Source organism: Streptomyces sp. DI166, assembly GCF_900091315.1.
Lineage (GTDB): Bacteria > Actinomycetota > Actinomycetes > Streptomycetales > Streptomycetaceae > Streptomyces > Streptomyces fuscus.
Genome location: NZ_FLSP01000019.1, coordinates 83,624 through 105,491 on the forward strand (window position 1 = coordinate 83,624; position 21,868 = coordinate 105,491).

The 21,868-nt window shown below is 68.8% G+C and carries 20 protein-coding genes and 1 pseudogene; 1 reads left to right on the forward strand and 20 read right to left on the reverse strand.

Features of this window, described 5'->3' with window-relative positions:
* The first annotated feature begins 9 nt into the window (after nt 1-9).
* Complete coding sequence (locus GA0115233_RS12395) at nt 10-1,836, forward strand: glycoside hydrolase family 18 chitinase (RefSeq protein WP_093720240.1); 1,827 nt, start codon at nt 10-12, stop codon at nt 1,834-1,836.
* Between the two features lie 67 nt (nt 1,837-1,903).
* Here GA0115233_RS12395 and GA0115233_RS12400 read toward each other — a convergent pair whose 3' ends face one another.
* The 20 genes and pseudogenes from GA0115233_RS12400 to rho all read right to left on the reverse strand — a co-directional run.
* Nucleotides 1,904-2,350, reverse strand: a complete 447-nt coding sequence (locus GA0115233_RS12400; RefSeq protein ID WP_093720241.1) for a DUF2550 domain-containing protein — start codon at nt 2,348-2,350, stop codon at nt 1,904-1,906.
* A gap of 149 nt (nt 2,351-2,499) precedes the next feature.
* Entirely contained in the window at nt 2,500-2,874 is a 375-nt protein-coding gene (locus GA0115233_RS12405; protein ID WP_093720242.1) for a F0F1 ATP synthase subunit epsilon, read from the reverse strand.
* Nucleotides 2,875-2,985: 111 nt separating this feature from the next.
* Complete coding sequence (gene atpD / locus GA0115233_RS12410; RefSeq protein ID WP_093720243.1) at nt 2,986-4,422, reverse strand: F0F1 ATP synthase subunit beta; 1,437 nt, start codon at nt 4,420-4,422, stop codon at nt 2,986-2,988.
* Nucleotides 4,423-5,340 carry a F0F1 ATP synthase subunit gamma gene (locus GA0115233_RS12415; protein ID WP_093720244.1) on the reverse strand — a complete coding sequence of 306 codons (918 nt, stop codon included), beginning with the start codon at nt 5,338-5,340 and terminating at the stop codon, nt 4,423-4,425.
* A 21-nt stretch (nt 5,341-5,361) separates the two neighbouring features.
* Nucleotides 5,362-6,954, reverse strand: coding sequence for a F0F1 ATP synthase subunit alpha (gene atpA, locus GA0115233_RS12420; protein ID WP_093720245.1), 1,593 nt, complete (start codon nt 6,952-6,954; stop codon nt 5,362-5,364).
* Between the two features lie 120 nt (nt 6,955-7,074).
* Nucleotides 7,075-7,890 carry a F0F1 ATP synthase subunit delta gene (locus GA0115233_RS12425; protein ID WP_093720246.1) on the reverse strand — a complete coding sequence of 272 codons (816 nt, stop codon included), beginning with the start codon at nt 7,888-7,890 and terminating at the stop codon, nt 7,075-7,077.
* On the reverse strand, nt 7,887-8,438 hold the full coding sequence (locus GA0115233_RS12430; protein WP_093720247.1) for a F0F1 ATP synthase subunit B: 552 nt from the start codon (nt 8,436-8,438) through the stop codon (nt 7,887-7,889). Before GA0115233_RS12430 ends, GA0115233_RS12425 begins: the two co-directional genes overlap by 4 nt.
* 38 nt (nt 8,439-8,476) lie before the next feature.
* On the reverse strand, nt 8,477-8,713 hold the full coding sequence (locus GA0115233_RS12435; RefSeq protein WP_015657805.1) for a hypothetical protein: 237 nt from the start codon (nt 8,711-8,713) through the stop codon (nt 8,477-8,479).
* 71 nt (nt 8,714-8,784) lie between these two features.
* The gene (atpB, locus tag GA0115233_RS12440; protein WP_093720248.1) at nt 8,785-9,555 is read right to left on the reverse strand and encodes a F0F1 ATP synthase subunit A; all 771 of its coding nucleotides are present in this window, start codon (nt 9,553-9,555) and stop codon (nt 8,785-8,787) included.
* A 273-nt stretch (nt 9,556-9,828) separates the two neighbouring features.
* Nucleotides 9,829-10,266, reverse strand: coding sequence for a hypothetical protein (locus GA0115233_RS12445; protein WP_093720249.1), 438 nt, complete (start codon nt 10,264-10,266; stop codon nt 9,829-9,831).
* A gap of 297 nt (nt 10,267-10,563) precedes the next feature.
* A complete protein-coding gene (locus GA0115233_RS12450) occupies nt 10,564-11,883 on the reverse strand; it encodes an MraY family glycosyltransferase (protein ID WP_093720250.1) in 1,320 nt (439 codons plus the stop codon).
* A 129-nt stretch (nt 11,884-12,012) separates the two neighbouring features.
* Complete coding sequence (glyA, locus tag GA0115233_RS12455) at nt 12,013-13,251, reverse strand: serine hydroxymethyltransferase (protein ID WP_093720251.1); 1,239 nt, start codon at nt 13,249-13,251, stop codon at nt 12,013-12,015.
* A gap of 66 nt (nt 13,252-13,317) precedes the next feature.
* A complete protein-coding gene (locus GA0115233_RS12460; protein ID WP_093720252.1) occupies nt 13,318-13,998 on the reverse strand; it encodes an arsenate reductase/protein-tyrosine-phosphatase family protein in 681 nt (226 codons plus the stop codon).
* Nucleotides 13,995-14,642 carry an L-threonylcarbamoyladenylate synthase gene (locus GA0115233_RS12465; RefSeq protein ID WP_093720253.1) on the reverse strand — a complete coding sequence of 216 codons (648 nt, stop codon included), beginning with the start codon at nt 14,640-14,642 and terminating at the stop codon, nt 13,995-13,997. The genes GA0115233_RS12460 and GA0115233_RS12465 overlap by 4 nt, the downstream gene beginning before the upstream one ends.
* Nucleotides 14,643-14,691: 49 nt before the next feature.
* Nucleotides 14,692-15,531: a peptide chain release factor N(5)-glutamine methyltransferase gene (gene prmC / locus GA0115233_RS12470; protein WP_093720254.1), complete on the reverse strand. Its 840-nt coding sequence runs from the start codon at nt 15,529-15,531 to the stop codon at nt 14,692-14,694.
* A gap of 75 nt (nt 15,532-15,606) precedes the next feature.
* A complete protein-coding gene (prfA, locus tag GA0115233_RS12475) occupies nt 15,607-16,674 on the reverse strand; it encodes a peptide chain release factor 1 (protein WP_093720255.1) in 1,068 nt (355 codons plus the stop codon).
* A 110-nt stretch (nt 16,675-16,784) separates the two neighbouring features.
* Nucleotides 16,785-17,006 carry a 50S ribosomal protein L31 gene (gene rpmE, locus GA0115233_RS12480; protein ID WP_093720256.1) on the reverse strand — a complete coding sequence of 74 codons (222 nt, stop codon included), beginning with the start codon at nt 17,004-17,006 and terminating at the stop codon, nt 16,785-16,787.
* 138 nt (nt 17,007-17,144) lie between these two features.
* Entirely contained in the window at nt 17,145-18,284 is a 1,140-nt protein-coding gene (locus tag GA0115233_RS12485; RefSeq protein ID WP_093720257.1) for an LCP family protein, read from the reverse strand.
* 206 nt (nt 18,285-18,490) lie between these two features.
* Nucleotides 18,491-20,253 (reverse strand): annotated as a pseudogene (locus tag GA0115233_RS12490) (trypsin-like serine protease).
* 125 nt (nt 20,254-20,378) lie between these two features.
* Nucleotides 20,379-21,868, reverse strand: a 1,490-nt coding sequence (rho, locus tag GA0115233_RS12495) for a transcription termination factor Rho (RefSeq protein ID WP_093720258.1), incomplete at its 5' end; no start/stop codon positions are given.

The window sequence follows — 21,868 nt, forward strand, 5'->3', positions numbered from 1 at the left end:
AGGCGCAGCATGCGCTTCAGACACAGAGCCGCGGCAGGGTTCGCGACCCTGTTGCTCCCCTTCGCCGGCATGGTGGGTCTCGCCAGCCCCGCCCAGGCGGCCACCGAAGCCACCGCTACCTACGCCAAGACGCAGGACTGGGGCTCCGGTTTCGAGGGCAAGTGGACGGTGAAGAACACCGGCACGACCACCATCACCTCCTGGAAGGTGGAGTGGGACTTCCCCTCCGGCACCTCCGTCACCTCCGGCTGGGACGCCGACTTCAGCTCCTCCGGCAACCACTGGACCGCCAAGAACAAGTCCTGGAACGGCACGCTCGCCCCGGGCGCCTCCGTCTCCTTCGGCTTCAACGGCAGCGGCTCCGGCTCCCCGTCCAACTGCAAGCTCAACGGCGGCAGTTGTGACGGCGGCACGGTCCCAGGCGACGAGGCACCGTCCGCGCCGGGCACCCCGACCGCCTCCAACATCACCGACACCTCGGTGAAGCTCACCTGGAGCGCGGCCACCGACGACAACGGCATCAAGAACTACGACGTCCTGCGCGACGGCGCCAAGGTGGCCACCGTCACCGGCACCAGCTACACCGACAGCGGCCTGACCGCCGGCACGGACTACTCCTACGCCGTGCAGGCCCGGGACACCGCCGACCAGACCGGACCGGTCAGCGGCGCCGTCGCGGTGCGCACCACCGGCGGAGACGACGACGGCGACCCGGACCCGGGCGACAAGGTCAACCTCGGCTACTTCACCGAGTGGGGCGTCTACGGCCGCAACTACCACGTCAAGAACCTGGTGACCTCGGGCTCCGCGTCCAAGATCACCCACATCAACTACGCGTTCGGCAACGTCAAGAACGGTCAGTGCACCGTCGACGACACCTACGCCGCCTACGACAAGGCCTACACGGCCGACCAGTCCGTCAGCGGCCAGGCCGACACCTGGGACCAGCCGCTGCGCGGCAACTTCAACCAGCTGCGTCAGCTGAAGGCCAAGTACCCGCACATCAAGGTGCTCTACTCCTTCGGCGGCTGGACCTACTCCGGCGGCTTCGGCCAGGCGGCGCAGAACGCGGCCGCGTTCGCCAAGTCCTGCAAGGCCGTCGTGGAGGACCCGCGCTGGGCCGATGTCTTCGACGGCATCGACATCGACTGGGAGTACCCGAACGCCTGCGGTCTGACCTGTGACACCAGCGGCCCGGCGGCGTTCAAGAACCTCGCCCAGGCGCTGCGTGCCGAGTTCGGCAAGGACTACCTGGTCACCGCCGCGATCACGGCCGACGGCTCCAACGGCGGCAAGATCGACGCGGCCGACTACGGCGGCGCCTCGCAGTACCTCGACTGGTACAACGTGATGACGTACGACTACTTCGGCTCGTTCAACAAGACCGGTCCCACCGCCCCGCACTCGCCGCTGACCTCGTACAACGGCATCCCGCAGGAGGGCTTCAACTCCGCCGCCGCGATCGCCAAGCTCAAGGCCAAGGGCGTGCCCGCCGGCAAGCTGCTGCTCGGCATCGGCTTCTACGGCCGCGGCTGGACCGGCGTGACCCAGGCCGCCCCCGGCGGCTCGGCCACGGGTGCCGCCCCCGGCACCTACGAGGCGGGCATCGAGGACTACAAGATCCTCAAGAACAGCTGCCCCGCCACCGGCACCATCGCGGGCACCGCGTACGCCTACTGCGGCAACAACTGGTGGTCGTACGACACCCCGGCGACCATCGCCGGAAAGATGAGCTGGGCCAAGAACCAGGGCCTGGGCGGTGCCTTCTTCTGGGAGTTCAGCGGCGACACCAGCAATGGTGAGCTGGTGAGCGCCATCAGCAACGGGCTGAAGTAGAACACCAAGGACGCCTGAGCCGCGTTCGCCCTCCCCCGGCCTTCGTGCAGGGGGAGGGTGAGCGCGGCTACGCCACGTTCACCCGCTGTCCGGGCGGGGCCGCCTCAAGCCACGCGAGGAAACCGGTCAGCGCGTCTTCGCTCATCGCGAGCTCAAGCCGCGTGCCCCGGTGCAGGCAGGTCAGCACCACATGGTCGGAGAGCAGCGCCAGCTCCTCCTCGCCCTCCGGAAGCCGGCGCCCGGCCACCTCGATCGCGGCGCGCTCCAGAATGCGGCGCGGGCGATAGGCGTAGGAGAAGACCCGGTACCACTCGATGCGGTCGCCGTTGTAGCGGGCGACACCGTAGGACCAGCCCTTGCCGCTGGTGTCCGGCTTCTCCGGGGTGTTCCAGCGCAGCGAACAGTCGAAGGTGCCGCCGGAACGCTGGATGAGTCTGCGGCGCAGCCCGAAGACGAACAGTCCCAGCACCACGAGGGCTACGACGATTCCGCTCACAGTCAGAGCGAGGACCATCGACACCGACCTCCTCGTCTCCTCTGTACCTTCGAATCAGGTAACGGAACGGAAAAACATCCATATCTGCCTCAGCCGCGGCCGGCACCGGATCACTCCGGTCCCAGCCGCGGCTGAGTGACATCATCGCGTGACGCGACCGCGCTGAGTCAGCGGGCCGCCGCGGCACGCAGCCGGACATCGGCGCGACGCTCGGCGGAGGCGTCGGCCTCCGACTTCGCGCGCTCCAGCGCCCGCTCCGCACGCTGGATATCGATCTCGTCCGACAGCTCGGCGATCTCGGCCAGCAGCGACAGCTTGTTGTCCGCGAACGAGATGAAACCGCCGTGCACCGCGGCGACGACCGTCCCACCTTCACTCGTACGGATGGTCACCGGGCCCGACTCCAGCACACCGAGCAGCGGCTGGTGACCGGGCATGACGCCGATGTCGCCGGACGTGGTGCGCGCGACGACCAGGGTGGCCTGACCGGACCAGACCTCTCGGTCGGCCGCGACCAGCGCGACGTGCAGCTCAGCAGCCAAGGGTGGCTCCTCGGGTCACCACCCGGCGGTTGTGCCGGGTGTTGGTTACAAGTCTAGTAGGCGTGAAAGAGGGGGCGGGACGCACCCGCCCCCTCTTCAAGAGCGCGAGGCTCAGGAGACGCCCAGCTCCTTCGCGTTCTTCTTCAGGTCCTCAAGACCACCGCACATGAAGAACGCCTGCTCCGGGAAGTGGTCGTACTCGCCGTCGCAGATCGCGTTGAACGCGGCGATCGACTCGTCCAGCGGCACGTCCGAACCGTCCACGCCGGTGAACTGCTTGGCGACGTGGGTGTTCTGGGACAGGAAGCGCTCCACGCGACGGGCACGGTGGACGACGAGCTTGTCCTCCTCGCCCAGCTCGTCGATACCGAGGATCGCGATGATGTCCTGGAGGTCCTTGTACTTCTGCAGGATCGTCTTGACGCGCATGGCGGCGTCGTAGTGGTCCTGCGCGATGTAGCGCGGGTCCAGGATCCGGGACGTGGAGTCCAGCGGGTCCACGGCCGGGTAGATGCCCTTCTCGGAGATCGGACGGGACAGAACCGTCGTCGCGTCGAGGTGGGCGAAGGTGGTGGCCGGGGCCGGGTCGGTCAGGTCGTCCGCGGGGACGTAGATCGCCTGCATCGAGGTGATCGAGTGACCACGGGTCGAGGTGATGCGCTCCTGGAGGAGACCCATCTCGTCGGCCAGGTTCGGCTGGTAGCCCACCGCGGAGGGCATACGGCCGAGCAGGGTCGACACCTCGGAACCGGCCTGGGTGAAGCGGAAGATGTTGTCGATGAAGAACAGCACGTCCTGCTTCTGCACATCGCGGAAGTACTCCGCCATGGTCAGACCGGCCAGGGCCACGCGCAGACGGGTGCCCGGGGGCTCGTCCATCTGACCGAAGACCAGCGCGGTCTTGTCGATGACGCCGGAGTCCGACATCTCCTCGATCAGGTCGTTGCCCTCACGGGTGCGCTCACCGACACCGGCGAACACCGACACACCGTCGTGGTTGTTGGCGACGCGGTAGATCATCTCCTGGATGAGCACCGTCTTGCCGACGCCGGCACCACCGAACAGACCGATCTTTCCACCCTTGACGTACGGGGTGAGAAGGTCGATGACCTTGACGCCGGTCTCGAACATCTCGGTCTTCGACTCAAGCTCGTCGAAGTTCGGCGCCTTGCGGTGGATGGACCAGCGCTCGCCCTCGTAGGACTCGTCGACGTTCAGCACCTCACCGAGGGTGTTGAACACCTTGCCCTTGGTGAAGTCGCCGACCGGAACGGTGATGCCCGTGCCGGTGTCGGTCACCGGGGCCTGGCGGACCAGACCGTCGGTGGGCTGCATGGAGATGGTGCGGACCAGGCCGTCACCCAGGTGCTGGGCGACCTCCAGGGTCAGCGTCTTCTTCTCGCCGGCGTTGGCCGGGTCGGCCACCTCGACGTGAAGGGCGTTGTAGATGTCGGGCATCGCGTCGACGGGGAACTCCACGTCGACGACCGGGCCGATGACCCGGGCGACGCGGCCCGTGGCAGCGGCCGTCTCAACTGTCGTCGTCATTTACCTGTCACTCCCCGCGCTCGCGTCGGCCAGGGCTGCGGAGCCACCGACGATCTCGCTGATTTCCTGGGTGATTTCGGCCTGGCGGGCCGCGTTGGCAAGCCGCGAGAGCGTCTCGATGAGCTCTCCGGCGTTGTCGGTGGCCGACTTCATCGCGCGCCGCGTGGCGGCGTGCTTGGAGGCGGCCGACTGGAGCAGCGCGTTGTAGATACGGCTCTCCACATAGCGCGGCAGCAGGGCGTCGAGGACGTCCTCCGCCGAGGGCTCGAAGTCGTACAGCGGAAGGATCTCGCCCTTCGGGGCCGCCTCCTTCGCCACCTCTTCGAGGCTGAGCGGCAGCAGCCGCTGGTCGAGCGCCGTCTGCGTCATCATCGAGACGAACTCGGTGAAGACGATGTGCAGCTCGTCCACGCCGCCGTCGGCCGCGTCCTTCTCGATGGCCTCGATGAGCGGTGCCGCGACCTTCTTGGCATCCGCGTACGTCGGCTCGTCGGTGAACCCGGTCCACGACTCCGAGACCTTGCGCTCACGGAAGTTGTAGTGCGCCAGACCACGCCGGCCGACGATGTACGTGTCGACCTGCTTGCCCTCGCGCTCCAGGCGCTCGGTCAGCAGCTCCGCCGCCTTGATGGCGTTGGAGTTGAAGGCACCGGCGAGACCACGGTCGCTCGTCAGGAGCAGCACCGCGGACCGCGTGACCGTCTCGGCCTGCGTGGTCAGCGGGTGCTTGGTGTTCGAGCCGGTACCGACCGCCGTGACCGCGCGGGTCAGTTCCTGCGCGTACGGCGTGGAGGCCGCCACCTTGCGCTGCGCCTTGACGACGCGCGAGGCGGCGATCATCTCCATCGCCTTCGTGATCTTCTTGGTCGCGGTGACGGATCGGATGCGACGCTTGTAGACCCGGAGCTGGGCTCCCATGAGTCAGGTCCCTTCCTTACGTCACTTGGCGGCAGCGGCCGGAGTGTCCTCGCCGAGCAGCTTGCCGTCGGAGGTCTCGAACTGCTTCTTGAAGTCCGCGATCGCGTCGGCCACGGCCGTCAGCGTGTCGTCGGACATCTTGCCGCCCTCCTTGATGGAGGTCATGAGGCCCTGCTCCTTGCGGTGCAGGTACTCCAGCAGCTCCTTCTCGAAGCGGCGGATGTCCGCGACCGGCACGTCGTCCATCTTGCCGGTGGTACCGGCCCACACGGAGACGACCTGGTCCTCGGTGGACATCGGCTGGTACTGCGCCTGCTTCAGCAGCTCGACCATGCGCTGACCGCGCTCCAGCTGCGCCTTCGACGCGGCGTCCAGGTCGGAACCGAAGGCGGCGAACGCCTCCAGCTCACGGAACTGGGCCAGGTCCACGCGCAGACGGCCGGAGACCTGCTTCATCGCCTTGTGCTGCGCGGAACCACCGACTCGGGAGACGGAGATACCGACGTTCAGCGCGGGGCGCTGACCGGCGTTGAACAGGTCCGACTCCAGGAAGCACTGGCCGTCGGTGATGGAGATGACGTTGGTCGGGATGAACGCCGAGACGTCGTTGGCCTTGGTCTCGACGATCGGCAGACCGGTCATCGAGCCGGCGCCCATGTCGTCGGAGAGCTTCGCGCAGCGCTCCAGCAGACGGGAGTGCAGGTAGAAGACGTCACCGGGGTAGGCCTCACGGCCCGGCGGGCGGCGCAGCAGCAGCGACACGGCGCGGTAGGCGTCCGCCTGCTTCGACAGGTCGTCGAAGATGATGAGGACGTGCTTGCCCTCGTACATCCAGTGCTGACCGATGGCCGAACCGGTGTACGGCGCCAGGTACTTGAAGCCGGCCGGGTCGGACGCCGGGGCGGCGACGATGGTCGTGTACTCCAGCGCGCCGTTCTCCTCCAGCGCGCGGCGGACCGACGCGATGGTCGAGCCCTTCTGGCCGATGGCGACGTAGATGCAGCGCACCTGCTTGTTCGGGTCGCCCGAGCGCCAGTTGTCGCGCTGGTTGATGATCGTGTCGACGGCCAGGGCGGTCTTGCCGGTCTGGCGGTCACCGATGATCAGCTGACGCTGACCACGGCCGATCGGGGTCATCGCGTCGACGGCCTTGTAGCCGGTCTCCATCGGCTCGTGCACCGACTTGCGCTGCATGACCGTGGGGGCCTGCAGCTCAAGGGCGCGACGCCCGCTGGTCTCGATCTCGCCGAGGCCGTCGATCGGGTTGCCGAGCGGGTCGACAACGCGGCCGAGGTAGCCCTCGCCGACGGCCACGGAGAGGACCTCACCGGTGCGCTGCACCGGCTGCCCCTCCTCGATGCCGCTGAACTCACCGAGGACGATGGCGCCGATCTCGCGCTCTTCCAGGTTGAGCGCGAGGCCGAGGGTGCCGTCCTCGAACTTCAGCAGTTCGTTGGCCATGGCCGAGGGAAGACCCTCGACCTTCGCGATGCCGTCGCCGGCAAGGGTGACCGTACCGACCTCCTCGCGCGAGGCCGCGTCCGGCTTGTACGACTGGACGAAGGTCTCCAGTGCGTCCCGGATCTCCTCCGGCCGGATCGTGAGCTCCGCCATCTGGGTTCCCTGCTCTCCTTGTTGGGCCCGAAGTTTCTTTGGGGGTCTGGGGGCGACCCCCAGGAATCCTCTGCACGGCCCAACTGGGCCGTAAGTACGTACTGCGTATTGAGTTGCTGGTCAGCCCGCCAGACGGCGGCCGGCGTCCTCGATGCGGTCGGCGATCGAGCCGTTGATGACCTCGTCCCCGACCTGCACCCGGATCCCGCCGAGGACCTCGGGGTCCACGTCCAGGTTGAGGTGCATCTGACGCCCGTAGAGCTTCGCCAGCGCGGCGCCGAGGCGCTGCTTCTGGCCGTCGCTCAGCGGCACCGCCGAGGTGACCACGGCGACCATCCGGTCCCGGCGCTCGGCGGCGAGCTTGGACAGGGACTCCAGTCCCGACTCCAGGCTACGTCCACGCGGCGCGGTAACAAGACGCGTCACCAGGCGCTCGGTGGTGGCATCGGCGCGACCGCCCAGCAGGCTGCGCAGCAGCTCGCTCTTGGCGGACTTGCCGGCGGCACGGTCGGTCAGCGCGGCCCGCAGCTCGGTGCTGCCGGAGACGATCCGGCCGAACCGGAACAGCTCGTCCTCGACGCTGTCGAGCTTGCCCGCGCGCTGGGCGGCGGTGAGGTCGGCGGTGTCGGCCAGCTGCTCCAGCGCGTCCACCAGGTCGCGCGGCTGCGACCAGCGGGAGCGCACCATGCCGGCCAGCAGGTCGACGGTCTCACCGCTGACCTGGCCGCCGAGCAGGCGCTGGGCCAGCTCGGCCTTGGCCTCACCGGCCTGCGCCGGGTCGGTGAGGACCCGACGCAGCGACACCTCGCGGTCGAGCAGCGCGGTGACGGCCGCCAGCTCGTCGGCGAGCCGCGCCGCGTCCACGGACGTGGAGTCCGTCAGCGCGTCGAGACGCTCACGTGCGGCTGCCAGGGCCTCGCGGCTCGCTCCGTTCATCGCGTGGCCTCGGCCTTCTCCTCAAGCTCGTCGAGGAAGCGGTCGATGACCCGGCTCTGACGGGCGTGGTCCTCCAGGGACTCACCCACGAGCTTGCCGGCCAGCTCGGTGGCGAGCTTGCCGACGTCCTGCCGCAGCGCGGAGGACGCGGCCTTGCGGTCGGCCTCGATCTGGGAGTGACCGGCGGCGACGATCTCCTCGCGCTGCCGCTGGCCTTCCGCACGCATCTCGGCGATGAGCGCGGCACCCTGCTCCTGCGCCTCCTGGCGCAGACGCGCGGCCTCGTGCCGGGCCTCGGCGAGCTGTGCCTTGTACTGCTCAAGGACGCTCTGGGCCTCGACCTTCATGGCCTCGGCCTCTTCGATACCGCCTTCGATCGCCGCGCGGCGCTCTTCCAGAACCTTGTTGATGTTCGGGAGAAGCTTCTTCCAGAAGACGAAGAAGACGATGGCGAAGGCGATGGTGCCGACGAGCAGCTCGGGGCCCGGAGGGATGAGCGGGTTCTGCTCCTCGCCCTCGGACGCCAGCTGTACCAGGTTGGCGATCACATCAGTGCCTTTCGTCGATGCGTGTCAGTAAGGGGTGATCACTTACCGAACACGAACGGCATAACGATGCCGATGAGGGCGAGCGCCTCACAGAAGGCGAAGCCCAGGATCTGGTTGGCACGGATGAGACCAGCGGCCTCGGGCTGACGGGCCAGGGCCTGGGTGCCGTTACCGAAGATGATGCCGACGCCGACGCCGGGGCCGATGGCGGCGAGGCCGTAGCCGATGGAACCGAGCGAACCGGAGACGGCGGCGAGGGTCTCAGTGGCAGCCATGCTGATTCTTCCTTCTCTTTACGGACCGGTGGGGGTTGGTCACCGGACGATCAGGGGGTGTTGGGCGGGGCTCAGTGGTGCTCGGCGAGAGCGCCCTGAATGTACGAGCAGGCAAGGAGCACGAAGACGTACGCCTGGACCGCCTGCACGAAAAGCTCGAAGAGGATCATGATGATGGTCATCACGAAGGAGACGCCGGCCGCCGGGATCATCCAGCTGTTCAGCAGGTACCAGGAGGCGACGGTGAACATGACCAGCATCAAGTGACCGGCGAACATGTTCGCGAACAGTCGCACCGCGTGCGTGAACGGGCGGACCAGGACGTTGGAGAAGAACTCGATGACGACGACGAGCGGCAGGACCGCGCCGAGCGACTTGTCGTAGCCGGTGAGGTTCTTGAAGCCACCGACGAATCCATGCTTCTTGAAGGTCAGCGACATCCACACGATGTAGACGACCGCGGCCAGCACGATCGGGTACGCGATGATCGACGACACCGGGAACTGGGCCAGCGGGATCACGGACCAGACGTTCATGATCCAGATGAAGAAGAACAGCGAGACCATCAGGGGGACGTACTTCTCGCCCTCCTTCTTGCCGAGGGTCTCGTAGACGATGCCGCGGCGCACGAAGTCGTAACCGGCCTCGCCGACCATCTGCAGCTTGCCCGGAACGACCTTGGCCTTGCCGAACGCGGCCCAGAAGAACGTGATGACGAGCAGGGTGGTGATGAGCGCGAGCAGCATCACCTTGTTGAACTCGAACCCGCCTACCGTGGCGATCGGCTCGAACAGGAACGAGTGCAGGCCCGGAGCCGGAAAACCACACCCGTTGTCGGACATGATCCGACAGCTCCAGTCAAAGGCGAGCTGGGTCTGGTCAGCACTCACCGCGGGCTCCTTCGGCGTGACGCATGGGTACGGCAACCTCGTTGTGTCGGCGCGGCGCGCAGCCGCGGGTCGGCACCGGACTGGTGTTACGGATGTGAGGGCGGCTCTGGGGCATCAAGCCTCGCGATCGAGCAGGCGTCAGCTCGGATGCCCGCGCCCGCGATGCCGCAGTTGGCACCGGACGATAGCAGGAGTTCCCCCCGGCCTTTATCCCGGCCCTACCTCTCACGACGACGGCCCTGTCTTCTCGGTCTTCTCACTCTTCGCGGAGTCCGGGTCGACGTAGAAGATCTTGGCCTTCATATACGCACGGGCTTGCGCGGCCATCCACACGACGGTTGCGACGACGAGCGCGACCGCGAACGCCTTCGCATTGAAGAGAGAGGTGTCCTTGAAGAGGGCGACGAAGATCAGGAGAAGCAGAAGCTGGGCGACATAAAGCATCAGCCCCATGGCCTGAAACAGCTGCGGGAGCGTTTTTGCCGTCCACTGCAGTACGTACAGGCCGATTCCCATGAACAGAATCGCGAGCAGTGTGCCGACCGCTGCACCGAGCGCACCCTTGCCGCCGGCGACCGCGGCGCTGACGGCGACGACAATCGCGCCGGCAGCGGCTGTGGGCACAGCGCACTGCAAGAGGTTCCGGGCGTCATTGGACGGCATGGCGGCAACTCCGCTTTCACAGGGGGCAGGGTGTCGTCATGGACGAGCGTAGTCCCGGGCTGAGAGAGAACCTCACTCCGATGGACCGTCGCACTACGGGTCCTTCGGCTCTATCCGGGGTTCTCGTGAACGGTATCACAAACTATTTGATGAGGTCTTTACCTGCGAGGTGTGCCCGGAGTCACACATGAGAGTGACAGCGCGCGTATGTGCAGAATCAGCGCCCCTATGTCTGATATTGCACCGCTTCGTTCCCCCACGATTTGGCAATGCTCTAGTCAGATTCTTACCTTGCCGTCAGCGCGACGACTCGGCTTTCCGCCGGTCCAGGAGGCGCGAACGGGCGCCCAGCGCGGTGGCTCCGTTGACCCCCGACACCCCCGCCGCCACCGGCGTGCGCGGTTCCTCCTCGTCCGCCGTCTGCGGCGTCGCCGCCGCCGGTTCCGCTACGGGCGCGCGGCGGCGGTAGCGCGGGGGTACGAAGGACTGGGCCCAGCGCGGGGCGCGGGGGCGGAAGCGGGGCATCAGGAGGAGGATCAAGCCGATGGCGCTGAGGAAGACCACGCCCAGGACGATCCACATGGACGCCGAGTTGACCGAGTAGGCCAGGGCGCCGAAGGCGATCAGGGCGGACCAGAAGTACATGATGAGCACGGCCCGGCTGTGCGAGTGGCCGATCTCCAGCAGGCGGTGGTGGAGATGGCCCCGGTCCGCCGCGAACGGGGACTGGCCCCGCCAGGTGCGCCGGACGATCGCCAGCACCAGGTCGGCCGCCGGGATCGCGATGATGGTCAGCGGCATCAGCAGCGGGATGTACAGGGGCACCATCTGGTGCACCGTGCTCCGCTCGGAGCCACCGAAGAGGTTGTCCGGGTCGACCTGCCCCGTGACCGAGATGGCGCCCGCCGCCAGTACCAGCCCGATGAGCATCGAGCCCGAGTCACCCATGAAGATCCGCGCCGGGTGCATGTTGTGCGGCAGGAACCCCAGGCACATGCCCATCAGGATGGCGGAGAAGAGGGTCGCCGGAGCAGCCGCCTCGATGCCGTACGAGTACCAGATGCGGTAGGCGTACATGAAGAACGCCGCCGCCGCGATGCACACCATGCCGGCCGCGAGGCCGTCGAGGCCGTCCACGAAGTTGACCGCGTTGATGGTGATGACAACCAGGGCGACCGTCAGCAGCGTGCCCTGCCACTGGGTCAGCGCGACCGTGCCGACCTTCGGAATGGGCAGCCACAGGATCGTCAGGCCCTGCATCACCATGACGCCTGCGGCGATCATCTGGCCGCCCAGCTTGAGCAGGGCGTCGATCTCGAACTTGTCGTCCAGGACACCGATCAGCCAGATCAGCGCGGCCCCGGAGAGCAGGGCGCGCGGCTCGTTGGAGTTCTCGAAGACAGCGCTGAGGTTCGTCAGGTGGCCCGCGACCAGCAGACCCGCGCACAGACCGAAGAACATGGCGATACCGCCGAGGCGCGGAGTGGGCTCCCGGTGCACGTCACGCGCCCGGATCTCCGGCATCGCCCCGGCCACGATCGCGAACTTCCGCACCGGCCCCGTGAGCAGGTACGTCACCGCGGCCGTGATGCAGAGCGTCAGCAGGTATTCACGCACGGGCTTCCCCACAGGTCTCGCTGGCCATCTCAGCCCCACACCCTAGCGATCCACGCATATGGTTGAGGACTTCCGGGTAGCGACGATGGTTGCACGTGTGGCTGTGCACACGGGTGCGCCTACCCCGGCTCAGCGCTGATACGGCGGAAATCCCCCGGCCAGCTCCCGCACTTCTTCACGCACCGCACCCGCCTCGGCCTCGCCCCGCAGCACCCGTGCGATCAGGCCGGCGACCCGCCGCATCTCCCGCTCCCCCATGCCCTGCGTGGTCAGCGCGGCCGTGCCCAGGCGCAGCCCGCGGGCGTCGCCGTGCGGCAGGGCGCAGCAGTCCAGGACGATCCCGGCGGCGGCCAGCAGTCCGCGGCCGGTGCGTCCGTCGACGCCGAGGGGCGCCGGGTCGGCGGTGATCAGGTGGGTGTCGGTGCCGCCGGTGGTGACGACGAGCCCTTCCTCGGCGAGGCAGGCGGCGAGCACGCGGGCGTTGGCGACCACCTGATGGGCGTACGCGGTGAACGCCGGTGTTGCCGCCTCGCCGAACGCGACGGCCTTGGCGGCGATGGTGTGCATCTGCGCGCCGCCCTGGGTGAAGGGGAAGACCGCCCGGTCCACCCGCTCGGCCAGCTCCGCGCCGCACAGGATCATTCCGCCGCGCGGTCCGCGCAGCACCTTGTGGGTGGTGGCGCACACGATGTCCGCGTACGGCACCGGGTTGGGCGCCGCTCCCCCGGCGACCAGCCCGATGGGGTGCGCGGCGTCGGCGATCAGGTAGGCGCCCACCTCGTCGGCGACCTCGCGGAAGAAGGCGTAGTCGATGTGGCGGGGGTAGGCGATGGACCCGCACACGATGGCCTTGGGCCGGTGGGTGCGGGCCAGCGTGCGGACCTGGTCGTGGTCCAGGAGCCCGGTCTCCGCGTCGACGCCGTAGGGCACGAAGTCGAACCAGCGGCCGGAGAAGTTGGCGGGCGAGCCGTGGGTGAGATGGCCGCCGTAGGGCAGGCCGAGGGCGAGGACGGTGTCGCCGGGGCGCAGCAGGGCCGCGTAGGCGGCGAGGACGGCGGAGGAGCCGGAGTGCGCCTGCACATTGGCGTGCTCGGCGCCGAACAGCGCCATGGCGCGCTGCACGGCGATCCGTTCGGCGACGTCGACGATCTCGCAGCCGCCGTGGTGCCGGGCGCCGGGGTAGCCCTCGGCGTACTTGTTGGCGAGCGAGGAGCCGAGCGCGGCCAGCACCGCCGGGGAGACGAAGTTCTCGGCGGCGATCAGCTGCAGCGTGCTCGCCTGCCGCTCCCGTTCCCCGAGCAGGATCTCCGCCAGCTCGGGGTCCTGCCGACGCAGGACATCGGCCTCAAGAACAGGGGTGACCGACATGGTGGGCTCCGGGCGTCGACGGTGACGTAGCACCCAATGTAGGCCCGGCGGCCCTGCCCCGCTCGGCTATGCGCGCGCCGGTACGCCGGTCAGGGCGGTGACCACCGGGTCCAGGGCCTGGTGTATCTCGTCGCCGATGGAGCGGAAGAAGGTGAGGGGGGCACCGTAGGGGTCGTAGACCTCGTCCGCGTCCGCCGTGGGGGCCAGCAGCCAGCCGCGCAGGGCCGCGGCGGCGCGCACCAGGGCACGGGCGCGCTCGACGATGCCATCCTCCAGCGGCGGCAGGGTCGCCGGGTCGATGGCCCGCACCAGGCGGGTGAACTCCTTCAGGGTGAAGGTGCGCAGGCCCGCCGAGTGGCCCATCGAGATGACCTGCGCGCGGTGGTCCCGGGTCGCGGTCAGCACCAGGTCGGCGCGGATCACGTGCTCGTCCAGCAGTTCGCGGCCCACGAAGCCGGAGGTGTCCGCACCGAACTCGGCCAGCACCGTCTCCGCGTGGGACTCCATGGGCGCGCCCTCGTGGCCCCAGGTGCCCGCGCTCTCCACGACCAGCGCACCGCCGAGGATGCCGAGCCGCTGCGCGACGAAGTGCCGGGTCAGCCGCTCGGTGATCGGCGAGCGGCACACATTGCCGGTGCTGACGTGGAGGATCCGGAAGGTGTCGCGCGGGAGCCCTACGAAGGTGGTCGTGATCTCCGCGGCTCGTTCCCCGTTGCCTATGCCACGCCCCGCGTCAGGGGCTGTCAATTCGCCACCTCAAGGTCGGGTACGACCTTGCGGAGCTCCTCCGCCGAGATCGCGCCCTGGCGCAGCAGCACCGGGATCTCACGCGTGACGTCGACGATCGATGACGGCACGATGCCCGGGGTCGGGCCGCCGTCCAGGTACACGGAGACGGAGTCGCCGAGCATCGCCTGGGCCGCGTCGCAGTCCTCCGGCGCCGGGTGACCGGTCAGGTTCGCCGAGGAGACCGCCATCGGGCCGAAGTCGGTCAGCAGCTCGATGGCCACCGGGTGCAGCGGCATCCGCACGGCGACCGTGCCGCGGGTGTCGCCCAGGTCCCACTGGAGGGACGGCTGGTGCCGGGCGACCAGGGTGAGCGCGCCCGGCCAGAAGGCGTCGACCAGTTCCCAGGCCAGCTCGGAGAAGTCGGTGACCAGGCCGTGCAGGGTGTTCGGGGAGCCGATGAGGACGGGCGTGGGCATGGAGCGGCCGCGGCCCTTGGCCTCCAGCAGGTCGCCCACGGCCTCCTTGGAGAAGGCGTCGGCGCCGACGCCGTACACGGTGTCCGTCGGAAGCACCACGAGCTCGCCCCGGCGGACGGCGGACGCGGCCTCGCGCAGACCGGTCGCGCGGTCGGTCGCGTCGTTGGTGTCGTATCGCCGTGCCATGTCTAGCGGGCCTCCTCGTACACGTGCTTCGGAAAGGTCTGGGGGGTGCTCACGGCAGGGCCTTGCGGGCCGTGGCGAACCGGGGGCGGTTGTTGAGGTCGGGGTGGTCGGCCGCGTCGGCCCAGCCCCGCTCCTCGGTGAAGATCCACGGCACCTGGCCGCCCTGGGTGTCCGCGTGCTCGACGACCACGACCCCGCCGGGGCGCAGCAGCCGGTGCGCGGTGCGCTCCAGGCCGCGGATGAGATCGAGACCGTCCTCGCCGGAGAACAGGGCGAGTTCGGGATCGTAGTCGCGGGCCTCGGGCGCCACGTACTCCCACTCGGTGAGCGGGATGTAGGGCGGGTTGGAGATGACCAGGTCGACCTGGCCGTCGAGGTCCGGGAAGGCCGTCAGGGCGTCACCCTGACGGAGGTCGACCCTGGACCCCTCCATGTTCTTCCGGGTCCACCGCAGCGCGTCCTCGGACAGCTCCACGGCGTGCACGCGGGAGCGCGGCACCTCCTGGGCGAGGGCGAGCGCGATGGCGCCGGAGCCGGTGCACAGGTCGACGATGAGCGGCTCGACGACGTCCATGGCGCGTACGGCGTCTATGGCCCAGCCGACGACCGACTCGGTCTCCGGGCGGGGCACGAAGACGCCGGGGCCGACCTGGAGCTCCAGGTACCGGAAGAAGGCGCGGCCGGTGATGTGCTGGAGCGGCTCGCGCTGCTCGCGCCGGGCGACGACCTCCCAGTACCGGGCGTCGAAGTCGGAGTCCTTCACGGTGTGCAGCTGGCCCCGCTTCACGCCGTGCACGAACGCGGCGAGCTCCTCCGCGTCGTTGCGCGGCGAGGGCACTCCGGCGTCGGCCAGCCGCTGGGTGGCCTGGGCCACCTCCGCGAGCAGCACGCTGCGGGGGTTCGGGGGCCGCCCCCCAAAATCTTGCTGCACGCTCGTCCTCCGGTTACTTCCGTCTCCGTGCCTTCACGCGGCCGCGAGCTTGGCGGCCGAGTCCGCGTCGACGCAGGCCTGGATCACCGCGTCGAGGTCGCCGTCCAGGACCTGGTCCAGGTTGTACGCCTTGAATCCGACGCGGTGGTCCGAGATGCGATTCTCCGGGAAGTTGTACGTACGGATCTTCTCGGAGCGGTCGACGGTACGGACCTGGCTGCGGCGGGCGTCGGCGGCTTCCCGCTCCGCCTCCTCCTGCGCCGCGGCGAGCAGCCTGGAGCGCAGGATACGCAGTGCCTGCTCCTTGTTCTGCAGCTGGCTCTTCTCGTTCTGGCAGGAAGCGACCACTCCGGTGGGGATGTGCGTGATGCGCACGGCGGAGTCCGTGGTGTTGACGGACTGCCCGCCGGGGCCGGAGGAGCGGTAGACGTCGATCCGGAGGTCGTTGGGGTTGATCTCCACGTCGACCTCCTCGGCCTCCGGGGTGACCAGCACACCGGCGGCGGAGGTGTGGATACGGCCCTGGGACTCGGTGGCCGGGACGCGCTGCACGCGGTGCACGCCGCCCTCGTACTTCAGCCGGGCCCAGACGCCCTGGCCGGGCTCGGTGGCGCCGCGGGACTTCACGGCGACCTGGACGTCCTTGTAGCCGCCCAGCTCGGACTCGGTGGCGTCGATGATCTCGGTCTTCCAGCCGACGCGCTCGGCGTAGCGCAGGTACATGCGCAGCAGGTCGCCCGCGAAGAGGGCGGACTCGTCGCCGCCGGCGCCCGCCTTGATCTCCAGGATGACGTCCTTGTCGTCGCTGGGGTCGCGCGGGACCAGCAACAGGCGCAGCTTCTCGGTCAGCTCCTCGCGCTGCTTGTCCAGCTCCTTGACCTCGGCGGCGAAGTCCGGGTCGTCGGCGGCCAGTTCGCGCGCGGTCTCGATGTCGTCGCCCGTCTGCTTCCAGGAACGGTAGGTGGCGACGATCGGGGTGAGCTCGGCGTAGCGCTTGTTGAGCTTGCGCGCGTTCGCCTGGTCGGCGAAGACCGACGGGTCGGCGAGTCGCTTCTCCAGATCGGCGTGCTCGGCGACGAGTTCCTCGACGGCCTCGAACATCTTGGGGCTCCTGAAATGCGTACGGGAAGGGAAGTGGCGGGCGACCAAAAACGCCGGTCCCGGACGCACCCGGGCGGGGGTGCGGCCGTGGACCGGCGGATTGGGGCTCGCTACTTCTTGGAGCCGGCAGCCTTGCCGAAGCGGGCCTCGAAGCGGGCCACACGGCCACCGGTGTCGAGGATCTTCTGCTTGCCCGTGTAGAACGGGTGGCACTCGGAGCAGACCTCGGCGCGGATGGTGCCGCTGGAGATCGTGCTGCGGGTGGTGAACGACGCGCCACAGGTGCAGCTGACCTGCGTCTCGACGTACTCGGGGTGGATGTCGCGCTTCAAGGTGTCTCCTAGTTTCGGGAGGGCACCGGGTCGCCGACGCGGGATGCGGGGGCGTGAACCGGGGCCGACGTACCAGTCTGCCAGGACTGGGGCCATCCCCCAAAACGGGGGGTGGGGGCGAGGTATTCCCCGGGGTGGCTAGTCGGCGGTGACGACGTCCTTGGCCTGGCCCGTGGCCGTTCCCTCGGTGGCCGACTTCGGGATCGGGCGGTCGTCCTTCAGGGCCTTCCAGACCCTGTCGGCCTTCTTCTCCTCGATCAGGACGCGGTTGAGGTCCGCGGGGTCGTACTGGACCGGCATCGTGATCATGGTCATGTTGTCGGGGCTGATGCCCCTGAGGCCGTTGGCGAACGACATCAGCTTGTTGACCGAGCCGAGGTCGGAGTCGGTGGTGACGGTCTTGGTCGCGGTGTCGGCGAGGTCGTAGAGCTTCTTCGGGTTGGTGAACAGGCCGACGTCCTTGACCTGGGCGATCAGCGCCTTGATGAAGGCCTGCTGGAGCTGGATGCGGCCGAGGTCGGAGCCGTCGCCGACGCCGTGCCGGGTGCGGACCAGGCCGAGCGCCTGCTCGCCGTCGAGCCGGTGGGTGCCGGCCTTGAGGTTCAGGTGGCTGTCGGGGTCGTTGATGTCCTCGGTGGTGGTGATCTTGACGCCGCCGAGGTCGTCGACCAGCTTCTGGAAGCCCTGGAAGTCGACCTCCAGGTAGTGGTCCATACGCAGATCGGTGATCGACTCGACGGTCTTGACCGCACAGGCCGCCCCGCCGGTGGAGTAGGCGGAGTTGAACATCACGCCGTTCGCAGCGGCGTGGGTGTTGCCGTCGGCGTCGGTGCACTCGGGACGGTCGATGAGGGTGTCGCGCGGGATGGAGACCACGCTGGCCTTCTTGTGGCCCTTGTAGACGTGCACGATCATCGCGGTGTCGGAGCGGGCGCTGCCGTCGTCGGCGCCGCCGCCGAGCTCCTTGTTGCTGCCGGAGCGGGTGTCGGAGCCGAGGACGAGGATGTTCTCCGAGCCGTTGTCGACCTTCTTCGGGCGGTCGGTGCCGAGGGCCTGGTCGATGTCGACGCTGTCGATGTTGCCGTTGAACTTGAAGTACAGGAAACCCGCGCCGCCACCGGCCAGGACGACGATGCCCGCGGCGGTCCACGCCGCGATCCGCAGGCCCTTGCCGTGCTTCTCACGGGGCTTGCGGCGGTGGCCCTTGGCGCGGCGGCGCGGGCCGTTGGTGCCGGTGCCCTCGGGTATGCCGGACTCCGGCATGCTGTCGGCGGACATGCGCTCCTCGGTTCTCGTCCGGTCGGTTACCCCCTGCTTTCAGGGTCAGGCGCGGTGGAAATATCCCTTACCGCACCATCGTCACTCCGCCTGGTCAGACGGCGAAACTCGGCAAAGGGTTGCACAGCGCGCTGTGACCACCCTGTGAAGGAGTGGCCACAGCGCGTACCGGAATCGTCCGCTCGGACGCCGGATCACCAGCGATTTCAGGCGAAGATGTCGTACTGCTTGAAATCGGTGCCGACCGAGATCCTTGTGGCGAAGATCTCGCTCGTGGCCTTGCCGGTGCCCTTGTACAGGTAGAGCGTGCCGCCGGGGTACGGGCCAGCAGGTCGGCCTTGCCGTCACCGTTGACGTCGCCGATCGCGGCGAGCTTGTTGTACGTGGAGGTGCTCCAGGTACGCACCTTGGTCCGCGCCCCGAACGGCGTGGAGGCCGAGCCGGTGCCCTTGTACAGGTAGAGGCTGCCGTTGCTGCGGTTGCGGGCGATCAGGTCGTTCCTGCCGTCGCCGTTGAAGTCGCCGTGGCCGACGAGCTGGTCGTACTGCTTCCAGCCCGTGCCGCCGACCTGGACCCGGCCGGAGAGGAAGCCACCCTTGCCGTTGCCCTTGTAGACCCACAGCTTGCCGCTGGAGTCCACGGACAGCAGGTCCGGCAGGTAGTCGCCGGTGACGTCACCGGGGGCGACGATCCGGTACCGGCTGCCCCAGCCGTCGCGCAGCTTGGACGTCGCCCAGGAGCCGCTGGAGGGCACCCAGTGCTTCCAGAACACATCACCGTCGGAGCTGCGCCGGACGATGATGTCCTGGAAGCCGTCGCGGTTGAGGTCGCTCTGCAGGATGGCGTTGTGGGGCCAGTAGCCCCAGGACTGGCGGGCGCCGAAGGAGGTGCCCTTGGAGTCCTTCTCGTAGCCGGTCTTGGTGGAGGCGTTGCGCACCCACAGGTCGGCCTTGTCGTCGAAGCTCAGGTTGGTGTCGTCGATGCGCGGCCAGGTCGCGCCGACGTACGTCTTCACCTTCGTGAAGACGCTGTAGGCGCCCTTGGCGACGCAGTCCGTGACGCCCCAGGAGACCACGCCCACGATGCGGTTGTTGACGACCAGCGGGCCGCCGGAGTCGCCGTTGCAGGCGGAGGTGGTGCCGCTGTCGCTGCCGGTGGCGGGCTTGCCCGCGCAGACCATGTGCCCCTTGACGAAGTCGGCGCCGTAGTAGCCCGCGCAGGTGGTGTCGGACTGGATCGGCAGGGTGGCCGTCTTCAGCGTCGGGGAGATCTCCTCGCTGGTGGAGGTGGTACGGCCCCAGCCGTAGACCTTGGCGCTGGTGCCGGCCGCGTAGGCGGCGGTCTCGGTGGACGTCGTCATCCTGATCGGCGTCGCCTTGACCGGGTTGTTCAGCGTGATGACCGCGATGTCGTTGTCGATCGTCCGCGCGCTGTAGGACGGGTGGCTCCACTGGCGCAGGACGCCGGTGGCGGTGCCGCCGTTGAGGTCGTCGTCGGGCAGCTCGGTGGCACCGGTGACGACCGCGCCGTTGGTGGCCCAGTCGTAGCCCTTGACGCAGTGCGCGGCGGTGAGGATCTTCGTCGGGGCGACGACCGCGCCGCCGCAGAAGAAGTAGACGCCGTTCGTCTCGTCCTGGTACCAGAGCTGCGCCATCCAGGGCGCGTTGGCGACGGTCGTGGTGGTGCCGCCGATGATCTTGGCGTCGACCTTGGAGGAGCTGCTCAGCGACGACTTGTCGGTCGCCTCGGCGGCGAGCGTGTCCTCATGGGCGGCGGCGCCCAGGACGCGCTTCTCCAGCTCCGCGAGCGTGGGCGCGCCCGCGCGCTCCATCGACGGCGGGTTCGGCTGCGCGGAGGCGGCGCCGGCCGACGAGGTCAGCACCGCGGCGGCGACAGCGGCCGCGACGCCCGCTGCGGCGACGGGCAGGGCGATCCGTATCCGACGTCTGTGGCGCCCGCCCCCGGACATGGCTGTACCCACGAATGTCCCCCCTCGGGATCACGAGTTCGAAGAGCCGTGATCGTACCCCGTGGGTCCGACAACGACGGAGGGCCGCCCCTGAACCAGGAGCGGCCCTCTGTCCACGACTTCGCTCAGTCGCCGTTGCCGGGCGTGGGCGTCGTCTTCTGGATCTGCATCAGGAACTCGACGTTCGACTTCGTCTGCTTCATCTTGTCGAGCAGCAGCTCGATCGCCTGCTGCTGGTCGAGCGCGTGCAGCACCCGGCGCAGCTTCCAGACGACGGCCAGTTCCTCGTTGCCGAGCAGGATCTCTTCCTTGCGGGTGCCGGACGCGTCGACGTCCACCGCCGGGAAGATGCGCTTGTCGGCGAGCTTCCGGTCGAGCTTGAGCTCCATGTTGCCGGTGCCCTTGAACTCCTCGAAGATCACCTCGTCCATGCGGGACCCGGTGTCCACCAGGGCGGTGGCGAGGATGGTCAGCGAACCGCCGTCCTCGATGTTGCGGGCCGCACCGAAGAAGCGCTTCGGCGGGTACAGGGCGGTCGAGTCGACACCACCGGACAGGATGCGGCCGGAGGCCGGGGCGGCGAGGTTGTACGCACGGCCCAGACGCGTGATCGAGTCGAGCAGCACGACCACGTCGTGGCCCAGCTCCACCAGGCGCTTGGCGCGCTCGATGGCGAGCTCGGCGACCGTGGTGTGGTCCTCGGCCGGGCGGTCGAAGGTCGAGGAGATGACCTCGCCCTTGACCGACCGCTGCATGTCGGTGACCTCTTCCGGACGCTCGTCGACCAGGACGACCATCAGGTGGCACTCGGGGTTGTTGTGCGTGATCGCGTTGGCGATCGCCTGCATGATCATGGTCTTGCCGGTCTTCGGCGGGGCCACGATCAGACCGCGCTGGCCCTTACCGATCGGCGACACGAGGTCGATGATGCGGGTGGTGAGCACGCCCGGGTCCGTCTCCAGGCGGAGGCGGTCCTGCGGGTAGAGCGGGGTGAGCTTGTTGAACTCCGGGCGGCCGCGGCCGTGTTCGGGCGCCATGCCGTTGACCGAGTCCAGGCGCACCAGCGCGTTGAACTTCTCGCGCCGCTCGCCTTCCTTCGGCTGGCGGACGGCGCCGGTGATGTGGTCGCCCTTGCGCAGGCCGTTCTTGCGGACCTGGGCGAGGGAGACGTACACGTCGTTCGGGCCCGGCAGGTAGCCGGAGGTCCGGATGAAGGCGTAGTTGTCGAGGATGTCCAGGATGCCCGCGACCGGGATCAGGACGTCGTCCTCGGCGATCTGCGGCTCCTGCACGTCGTCGCGGCCACGACGGCCCCGGCGGTCGCGGTAGCGGCCGCGACGGCCACGGCGGCCGCCCTCGAAGTCGTCGTCGTCCTGCTGCTGGCCGCGGTCCTGACGGCCGCCGCCCTGCTGCTGGTTCTGCTGCTGGCCGCGCTGGCCGCCCTGCTGGTCGTCGCCCTTGCGACGGTCGCCGCGGTCACCGCGGTCGCGGTCCCGGCCGCGCTCACGCCGGTCGCGGCGGCGGCCCTCGCCGTCACCGGCGTCGCCCTTGGCCTCGCCCTGCTGCTGCGCGGGCGCCTCGGTCTTCGTCTCGGTCCTGGCCTCGGCGACGATCG